Source organism: Paracoccus sp. UBA889 (assembly GCA_002294185.1).
Classification (GTDB): domain Bacteria; phylum Pseudomonadota; class Alphaproteobacteria; order Rhodobacterales; family Rhodobacteraceae; genus Paracoccus.
On the sequence record DBFD01000005.1, the window covers coordinates 53,424 to 61,846 of the forward strand.

General features: G+C 65.9%; 8 protein-coding genes. 7 read left to right on the forward strand and 1 reads right to left on the reverse strand.

Annotated elements, in window-relative coordinates:
• Positions 1–17: 17 nt before the first annotated feature.
• Genes rsmI through gshB form a run of 3 tightly spaced genes read left to right on the forward strand, consistent with a single transcriptional unit; the run spans position 18 to position 2,456 of the window.
• The gene (rsmI, locus tag B4L36_RS00650) at positions 18–944 is read left to right on the forward strand and encodes a 16S rRNA (cytidine(1402)-2'-O)-methyltransferase (RefSeq protein WP_292950842.1); all 927 of its coding nucleotides are present in this window, start codon (positions 18–20) and stop codon (positions 942–944) included.
• The gene (locus tag B4L36_RS00655; RefSeq protein ID WP_292950844.1) at positions 941–1,360 is read left to right on the forward strand and encodes a YraN family protein; all 420 of its coding nucleotides are present in this window, start codon (positions 941–943) and stop codon (positions 1,358–1,360) included. Before rsmI ends, B4L36_RS00655 begins: the two co-directional genes overlap by 4 nt.
• Positions 1,361–1,418: 58 nt before the next feature.
• Positions 1,419–2,456, forward strand: a complete 1,038-nt coding sequence (gshB, locus tag B4L36_RS00660) for a glutathione synthase (protein ID WP_292950846.1) — start codon at positions 1,419–1,421, stop codon at positions 2,454–2,456.
• On the opposite strand, the gene B4L36_RS00665 is transcribed toward gshB, so the two are convergent.
• The gene (locus B4L36_RS00665) at positions 2,426–3,940 is read right to left on the reverse strand and encodes a YifB family Mg chelatase-like AAA ATPase (protein ID WP_292950848.1); all 1,515 of its coding nucleotides are present in this window, start codon (positions 3,938–3,940) and stop codon (positions 2,426–2,428) included. The two genes, gshB and B4L36_RS00665, sit on opposite strands and share 31 nt — an antisense overlap.
• Positions 3,941–4,064: 124 nt before the next feature.
• Between B4L36_RS00665 and coaBC the strand changes: the two genes are divergently transcribed.
• The 4 genes from coaBC to B4L36_RS00685 all read left to right on the forward strand — a co-directional run.
• Positions 4,065–5,297 carry a bifunctional phosphopantothenoylcysteine decarboxylase/phosphopantothenate--cysteine ligase CoaBC gene (gene coaBC / locus B4L36_RS00670; RefSeq protein ID WP_292950885.1) on the forward strand — a complete coding sequence of 411 codons (1,233 nt, stop codon included), beginning with the start codon at positions 4,065–4,067 and terminating at the stop codon, positions 5,295–5,297.
• Entirely contained in the window at positions 5,294–6,334 is a 1,041-nt protein-coding gene (locus B4L36_RS00675; RefSeq protein WP_292950850.1) for a cysteine desulfurase family protein, read from the forward strand. The genes coaBC and B4L36_RS00675 overlap by 4 nt, the downstream gene beginning before the upstream one ends.
• A 31-nt stretch (positions 6,335–6,365) precedes the next feature.
• Positions 6,366–7,886: a Fe-S cluster assembly protein SufB gene (gene sufB, locus B4L36_RS00680; RefSeq protein ID WP_292950852.1), complete on the forward strand. Its 1,521-nt coding sequence runs from the start codon at positions 6,366–6,368 to the stop codon at positions 7,884–7,886.
• Positions 7,887–7,955: 69 nt separating this feature from the next.
• The coding region (locus tag B4L36_RS00685) for an ABC transporter ATP-binding protein (protein ID WP_292950854.1) at positions 7,956–8,423 on the forward strand (468 nt) is incomplete at its 3' end.

Here is an 8,423-nt window from a genome sequence, read left to right on the forward strand (position 1 = left end):
GCAGAGGGGGAAATGTCATGGCCACCGGGTCAGGCGGAGACGGCGTGAAAGGCCGCGAGATCGAGCCCGCGCGCCCACTGGCCGCGCGGATCGAGGCATCGGCGCTGCAGGCGGGTCTGTATCTGGTCGCCACCCCCATCGGGACGGCGCGCGACATCACCTTGCGCGCGCTGGACGTGTTGAATTCGGCCGATCTGCTGGCCGCCGAGGACACGCGGGTAATGCGGCATCTGATGGCGATTCACGGCATTCCGCTGCGCGGCCGCCGGGTGCTGTCCTATCACGACCACAATGCCGAAAAGGCCCGCCCCGCGCTGATGGCGGCACTGGCCCGGGGCCAAAGCGTCGCCTATGCCTCGGATGCGGGCACGCCGCTGGTGGCGGATCCGGGCTACCGTCTGGCGCGCGAGGCCGCCGAAGCAGGCGCGCGGGTCCATGCGATCCCCGGCCCCTCGGCGCCGCTGGTTGCGCTGAGCCTGTCGGGCCTGCCCAGCGACCGGTTCCTGTTCGCGGGCTTTCCGCCCCATGCCAAGGCCGCGCGCGCCGCCTGGCTGCGGCAATGGGCCGGCGTGGATGCCACGCTGATCCTGTTCGAAAGCCCCAGGCGCGTTAAGCAAACATTGGCAGAATTGTGCGAGATTGACGCGAATCGGGTTACAGTGGTGGCAAGGGAACTGACCAAGAAGTTCGAAGAGGTGATCCGGGGCCGGGCGGAGGATCTGGCGGTCGATCCGCGGCTGGACGGGCTGAAGGGAGAGGTGGTCATGCTGCTGGACAGGCCAACAATGCGCGAGGCCGGCGAAGACGATCTGCGCGCGGCCCTGTTGCAGAGGCTGAGCCGAATGAGTGTGAAGGATGCCGCGCGCGAGGTGGCCGAGGAATTGGGAATGCCGCGGCGGGATGTGTATCAGTTTGCGCTGGCTCTGGGCGCTAAAGGGGAATGATGCTGGATATGGGGCTGGCCTTTGCGCAGCCATCAAGGCCCGGCCCACGGCGCGAACGCGGGCGCCGGGCCTGTCTGTCGGGTGCCATGGCGGAACAGGCGGTGGCGCGCAGACTGCGCGCGAAGGGATTTGAAATCCTGGCGGAGCGCTGGCGCGGGGCGGCGGGCGAGATCGATCTGATCTGCCGCGACGGCGACTGCGTGATCTTCGTCGAGGTCAAGCAGGCTGCCACCCATGAGGAGGCGGCATCGCGGCTGGGCGCGGGGCAGCAGGGCCGCATCTGCCGGGCGGCCTGTGACTATTGCGAAAGGCTGCCCCTTGGGCAACTGACCGAGATGCGTTTCGATGTTGCCCTGGTCGATGGTCAGGGCCGGGTCGCGATCCTTGAAAACGCCTTCGGCGACTGCTTCGCCTGAGACTTGCATCCGCCCGGTCGCCGCGCGACAAGCGGGCAAGCAAGGTCAGGGGATGCCGATGAGCCTTTATGTCGCGTTGCAGATGGATCCGGTTCAGCATGTCTCGGTCGATGCCGACAGCACCTTCCGGATCGGGCTGGAGGCGCAGGCGCGCGGGCATCGGCTGTTTCAGTATACCGTCGACCAGCTGCGCTATGACGAGGGTCGCGTGATCGCACGGGGCCGGCCCGTCAGCCTGCGCAGGAAACAGGGCGAGCACGTGACATTCGGCGATTGGGACGAGGTGGATCTGCGCGATTTCGACGTGGTCTGGCTGCGCCAGGATCCGCCTTTCGACATGGCTTATGTGACGTCGACGCATCTGCTGGACCGGGTGCATCCCGGCACATTGGTCGTGAACGACCCGTTCTGGGTGCGGAATTGCCCCGAAAAGCTGATGGTTCTGGATTTTCCCGATCTGACGCCGCCGACCATGATCGCGCGTGACCTCGCGGCCTTCCGCGCGTTCCGGGCACGCCACGGCGAGATCATCGTCAAGCCGCTTTACGGCAATGGCGGCGCCGGGGTGTTTCATCTGAAACCGGGCGATCCCAACCTGTCCGCATTGCTGGAAACCTTCGCCGGCATCAACCGTGAACCGATGATCGCGCAGAAATATCTTGCCGCCGTCAGCCGGGGCGACAAGCGCATCATCCTGGTCGATGGCGAACCTGTGGGCGCGATCAACCGCGTTCCGCAGGAAGGTGAGGCGCGGTCGAACATGCATGTCGGAGGGCGCGCCGAAAAGATTGGTCTGACCGCGCGGGAACGCGAGATCTGCAAGAGGATCGGTCCGATCCTGCGCGAAAAGGGGCTGATCTTCACCGGCATCGACGTGATCGACGGTTGGCTGACCGAGATCAACGTGACTTCGCCCACCGGCATTCAGGAACTGGAACGGTTCGACGGAATCAATGCCGCCGAGGCGATCTGGGTCGCGATCGAGCGGCGCTGGCGGAACGCTGAGGCCGTGGCAGGGGGCGTCCGCGCCTCACCCCCGAAGGTATCTGGAAAGAGCGTGGGGGCTCAGCCGCCCGCGACAAAGGGCAGGCGATAGCTGATCGCCTCGGCCAGATGCGGAGTCCGGATATCCGCCGACCCGTCGAGGTCGGCGATGGTGCGGGCGGTGCGCAGGATGCGGTGATAGCCGCGCGCGGTCAGGCCCAGTTTTTCGGATGCCTTGACGATCAGGGCGCGGCCTTCCTCGTCCGGCGTCGCGATCTGGTCGAGGATCGCGCCGGAGGCATCTGCATTCACACGCAATTTCTCGTGATTCTGAAATCGACGCGCCTGGATTTGACGTGCGGCGGCCACGCGGGCAGCAATGTCGGTCGATCTGTCTCCGGTCGGGGGCAGTTCAAGATCCAGGAAGCTGACGGCCGGAACCTCGAGTCGCAGATCGAAACGGTCCATCAGCGGGCCGGAGATTTTTCCCAGATAATCGGCGCCGCAATTCGGCACCCGCGCACAGGCGCGGGCGGCATCGGCCAGATAGCCGCAGCGGCAGGGATTGGCGGCCGCGACCAGCAGGAAACGGCAGGGATAGCGGACATGGGCGTTGGCGCGGGCAACGACGATCTCGCCGGTCTCGATCGGCTGGCGCAGGGTTTCCAGGACCGGTCGTGGAAATTCCGGAAATTCGTCCATGAACAGCACGCCGTTATGGGCAAGGCTGATCTGGCCGGGCTTCGCGCTGCGGCCGCCGCCGACAATCGCGGGCATCGAGGCCGTGTGATGCGGTTCGCAGAAGGGCGGATGGCGCAGGATGCCGCCATTGTCCAGAATGCCCGCCAGCGAATGGATCATCGAGGTTTCCAGCGCCTCGGCCGGGGACAGCGGCGGCATGATACCGGGCAGGCGGGCGGCCAGCATGGATTTGCCCGCGCCGGGAGGGCCGACCATCAGCAGGTGATGGCGGCCGGCGGCGGCGATTTCCAGCGCCCGCTTGGCCCGTTCCTGGCCCTTGACCTCGGACAGGCAGTTGGTCGCGGGGCTGGCCTCGATCAGGCCGGGCCGGGCGCGCGCCAGCGGCGCGCGGTCGGTCAGGTGATCGACCACCTCGCGCAGATTGCCGGGGGCGAGGACCGGCACGGCCTCGACCCAGGCCGCCTCGGCGCCGCAATCGCGAGGACAGATCAGGGCGCGGTCGTCCTCGGCCGCGGCCATGGCGGCGGGCAGGGCGCCCGCGACCGGCACGAGACGCCCGTCCAGCGCCAGTTCGCCCAGGGCAACGCAGCGGGCCAGTTCCTCTTTCGGGACGATTTCCAGCGCCGCCAGCACCGCCAGCGCGATGGGCAGGTCGAAGTGCGATCCTTCCTTCGGCAGGTCGGCGGGCGACAGGTTCACCGTCAGCCGGCGGTTCGGAAGTGCGATCGAAAGCGCGCCGAAGGCCGCCTTGACCCGTTCGCGCGCCTCGCTGACCGCCTTGTCGGGCAGGCCCACGATGCCAAAGCCCGGAAGACCGGCCGCGACCGAACATTGCACCTCGACCAGACGTGCCTCGACGCCTTCGAAGGCGACCGAATAGGCGATCGCGACCATGTTTCCCCCTGCGCTTGCCGGCAAGGGTTAACGCGGTGTCGATTAAGGATTGGTTAACAGCGGCGCTTTCCTTGCGGCAGGCCCGCGCCGGGTCTATCTGTTCCAGCGAACCTGCGAGGGCGAGATGACCGGCAAACGCATCCTTCTGATCATCGGCGGCGGCATCGCGGCCTACAAGATCCCGCAGCTGATCCGGCTGATCCGGGGCGAGGGCTGGACCGTCAGCCCGGTCCTGACCCGCGCGGGTGCAGAATTCACCACGGCGATGACGATTTCGGTCCTGGCGGGAGAGGCGGTTCATGACGGCCTGTTCGACATCGCCAAGGAGGCCGAGATCGGGCATATCCGGCTGACCCGTGACGCCGACCTGGTCGTCGTCGCGCCCGCGACGGCGGATTTGATGGCGAAGATGGCCCAGGGGCTGGCCGACGATCTGGCCTCGACGCTGCTGCTGGCATCCGACAAGGGGGTGCTGGTCGCGCCCGCGATGAACGTGCGGATGTGGAATCATCCCGCGACTCAGCGCAACCTGGCAGTCTTGCGCGCGGATGGCGTGGCGGTGATCGGGCCCGATGAGGGCGACATGGCCTGCGGCGAACACGGCCCGGGACGGATGGCCGAGCCCGAGGCGATCATGGCCGCGATCCGGGCCAGGCTGGATACCGGACCGCTGCTGCTGGAACCGCAGGCCCAGGTCGCCAGGGGCGCGCTGGCGGGGCGGCATGTGATCGTGACCTCGGGGCCGACGCATGAACCCATCGACCCGGTGCGCTATATCGCCAATCGCTCGTCGGGGGCGCAGGGGGCGGCGATTGCCGGGGCGCTGCGCGATCAGGGCGCGCGGGTCAGCTTCGTGACCGGACCGGCGGCGGTGCCGGCGCCCGCCGGGGTTGATGTGATCCGAATCGAGACCGCGCGCGAGATGCGCGACGCGGTCGAGGCGGCCTTGCCCGCCGATGCCGCCGTGATGGCCGCGGCGGTGGCCGATTGGCGGGTGGTCAATGCCGTCCCGCGAAAGATGAAGAAGGACGGATCCGGGCGTCCTCCGACCCTGGATCTGGCCGAGAATCCCGATATCCTGGCCTGGGTCAGCGGGCTGGACGGGCGGCGTCCGAAACTGGTCGTGGGCTTTGCCGCCGAGACGGATGACATCGTGGCCCATGCCACCGCCAAGAGGCTGCGCAAGGGCTGCGACTGGATCGTTGCGAACGATGTCAGCGATGGCACCGGGATCATGGGGGGGACCGAGAACGCGGTCACGCTGATCGACGAGACGGGCGCCGAGGAATGGCCCCGTCTGGGCAAGGACGAAGTTGCGCGCAGGCTGGCGCGGCGGATCGCCGAGGCGCTTGCATGAGGGATTACCTGGACTGGAACGCGACCACTCCGCTGCGCGGCGAGGCGATCGCCGCGATGCGCGAGGCGATGGAGATTTCGGGCAACCCGTCCTCGGTCCATGCCGAGGGCCGGGCCGCGAAGATGGCGCTGGAAAAGGCGCGCGAACAGGTGGCGGCGGCCCTGGGGGCCGAAGGGGCGGATGTGGTCTTTACCTCGGGGGCGACCGAGGCGGCGGCGATGGTCCTGGCCGGGCAGGGGATCGCCTGCGCGGCGGTGGAACACAGCGCGGTCAAGGTCTGGTGCGATCCGGTGCTGGCGGTCGATGGCGAAGGCGTCGTGACCGTTCCCGACCCCGCGCGGGCCAGTCTGCAACTGGCCAATAACGAAACCGGCGTGATCCAGTCGCTGCCCGACGGGCTGGCCAGCAGCGATCTGACCCAGGCGTTCGGAAAGGTGCCTTTTGCGTTCAACTGGTTGGGTGTCACCGCAGGCTTTGTCAGCGCGCACAAGCTGGGCGGGCCGAAGGGCGTCGGCGCGCTGATCGTGAAGAAGGGCACCGATGTCCAGGCGATGATTCGCGGCGGCGGGCAGGAACAGGGACGCCGGGCGGGCACCGAGAACCTGATCGGCATCGCCGGATTCGCGGCGGCGGCGGCGGCGGCGCAGAAGGATCTGGCTGCGGGCGAATGGGACCGTGTGGCCGCGTTGCGCGACGCGCTGGAGACGCGGCTGCTGCAGATCGCGCCCCGGGCCCGTATCGCCGGAAAAGGCGCGCGACGGTTGCCGAACACGACCTGCATTCTTACATCTGGGTGGAAGGGCGAAACGCAGGTCATGCAGATGGATCTGGCAGGCTTCGCGATCTCGGCGGGCTCGGCCTGTTCGTCGGGCAAGGTCCGGGCCAGCGGGGCCTTGCAGGCCATGGGTTACGACGACAAGGCGGCGCAATCGGCGATCCGGATTTCCATCAGTCCGGCTTTGGTCGAGGATCAGGTGAACCGATTTGCGGATGCTTGGGAAAAGGCGTATTCACGCTGGCGCGAACGGAATGGCTGAGTGAAACGCTTGGCCGCAGGAAGGATAGAGGATGAACCAGACCACCGATCTTGACGTCCGCGAGGGTGTGGACCGCGAAACGGTCGAGACTGTCCAGAACATGGGCAGCTACAAATACGGCTGGAACACCGAGATCGAGATGGATTACGCCCCCAAGGGGGTGAACGAGGATATCGTCCGTCTGATTTCGGACAAGAACGGCGAGCCCGAATGGATGACCGAGTGGCGGCTGGAGGCGTTTCGCCGCTGGCAGACCATGTCGGAACCCCGCTGGGCAATGCTGAACTATCCCCATATCGAGTATCAGGATCAGTATTACTATGCCCGCCCCAAGAGCATGGAGGTGAAGCCGAAATCGCTGGACGAGGTCGATCCCAAGCTGCTGGCGACCTATGAAAAGCTGGGTATCCCGCTGAAGGAACAGATGATTCTGGCCGGCGTCGAGGGTGCCGAGGCGGTGCCTGCCGAGGGCCGCAAGGTCGCTGTGGACGCGGTCTTCGACAGTGTCAGCGTCGGCACCACCTTCAAGGACGAACTGGCCAAGGCCGGCGTGATCTTCTGTTCCATCAGCGAGGCGATCCGCGAGCATCCCGAGCTGGTGAAGAAATATCTCGGCTCCGTCGTGCCGCAATCGGACAATTTCTTCGCGACGCTGAACAGTGCGGTCTTTTCGGACGGCAGCTTCGTCTATGTTCCACCGGGCGTGCGCTGCCCGATGGAATTGTCGACCTATTTCCGCATCAACGCCGAGAATACCGGTCAATTCGAACGGACGCTGATCATCGCGGACAAGGGATCTTACGTCAGCTATCTCGAAGGCTGCACCGCGCCCAAGCGCGACACCAGCCAGCTTCACGCGGCGGTTGTCGAAATCGTCGTCCTGGAGGATGCCGAGGTCAAGTATTCAACGGTCCAGAACTGGTTTCCCGGCGACGAGGATGGGAAGGGCGGCATCTACAACTTCGTCACCAAGCGCGCCGATTGCCGCGAGGCCCGTGCCAAGGTGATGTGGACACAGGTGGAAACCGGTTCCGCCATCACCTGGAAATACCCGTCCTGCATCCTGCGCGGCGAGGAAAGCCAGGGCGAATTCTATTCCATTGCCATCGCCAATAACTGGCAGCAGGCCGATACCGGGACCAAGATGATCCATCTTGGCAAGAACACCCGCTCACGCATTGTTTCGAAAGGGATTTCAGCCGGTCAGGCGCAGAATACCTATCGCGGCCTGGTGTCGATGCACCCGCGCGCCACCAACAGCCGCAATTACACCCAGTGTGACAGCCTGCTGATCGGCGACAAATGCGGCGCCCATACCGTGCCCTATATCGAGGTCAAGAACACTTCGTCCCGCGTCGAACATGAGGCGACGACCAGCAAGGTCGATGACGATCAGCTGTTCTATTGCCGGTCGCGCGGGATGGACGAGGAAGAGGCGGTCGCGCTGGTCGTGAACGGTTTCTGCCGCGAGGTGTTGCAGGCCCTGCCGATGGAATTCGCCATGGAAGCGCAGTCGCTGGTCGCGATCTCGCTTGAGGGCTCGGTCGGCTAGTCCGCCGCCTACAGGAATATGACGATGGTGCCGGCTGCGGCACCGCAGCCACCGTCTGATGAGGAAAAAATGCTGAAGATCGATAACTTGCACGTCAAACTTGAAGAAGAGGACAAGCAGATCCTGAAGGGTCTGAGCCTCGAGGTTCCGGCCGGTCAGGTCCATGCGATCATGGGGCCGAACGGGTCGGGCAAATCGACGCTGTCCTATGTCCTGTCGGGCCGCGACGGCTACGAGGTGACGGACGGCTCGGCCAGCCTCGACGGCGCCGATCTGCTGGACATGGAGCCCGAGGAGCGCGCTGCCGCCGGCCTGTTCCTGGCGTTTCAATATCCCGTGGAAATTCCGGGCGTCGGCAACATGACCTTCCTGCGCACCGCCGTGAACGCGCAGCGCAAGGCGCGCGGCGAGGAGGAAATGACTTCGGGCGAATTCCTCAAGGCCATCCGCGAGAAGGCCAGGGAATTGCAGATCGACGCCGAGATGCTGAAACGCCCGGTGAATGTGGGTTTTTCCGGCGGCGAGAAGAAGCGCAAC

Coding starts and splice junctions, on each gene's coding strand:
- rsmI (WP_292950842.1), top strand. CDS start 18: ATGGCCACCGGGTCAGGCGGAGACGGCGTGAAAGGCCGCGAGATCGAG.
- B4L36_RS00655 (WP_292950844.1), top strand. CDS start 941: ATGATGCTGGATATGGGGCTGGCCTTTGCGCAGCCATCAAGGCCCGGC.
- gshB (WP_292950846.1), top strand. CDS start 1,419: ATGAGCCTTTATGTCGCGTTGCAGATGGATCCGGTTCAGCATGTCTCG.
- B4L36_RS00665 (WP_292950848.1), bottom strand. CDS start 3,940: ATGGTCGCGATCGCCTATTCGGTCGCCTTCGAAGGCGTCGAGGCACGT.
- coaBC (WP_292950885.1), top strand. CDS start 4,065: ATGACCGGCAAACGCATCCTTCTGATCATCGGCGGCGGCATCGCGGCC.
- B4L36_RS00675 (WP_292950850.1), top strand. CDS start 5,294: ATGAGGGATTACCTGGACTGGAACGCGACCACTCCGCTGCGCGGCGAG.
- sufB (WP_292950852.1), top strand. CDS start 6,366: ATGAACCAGACCACCGATCTTGACGTCCGCGAGGGTGTGGACCGCGAA.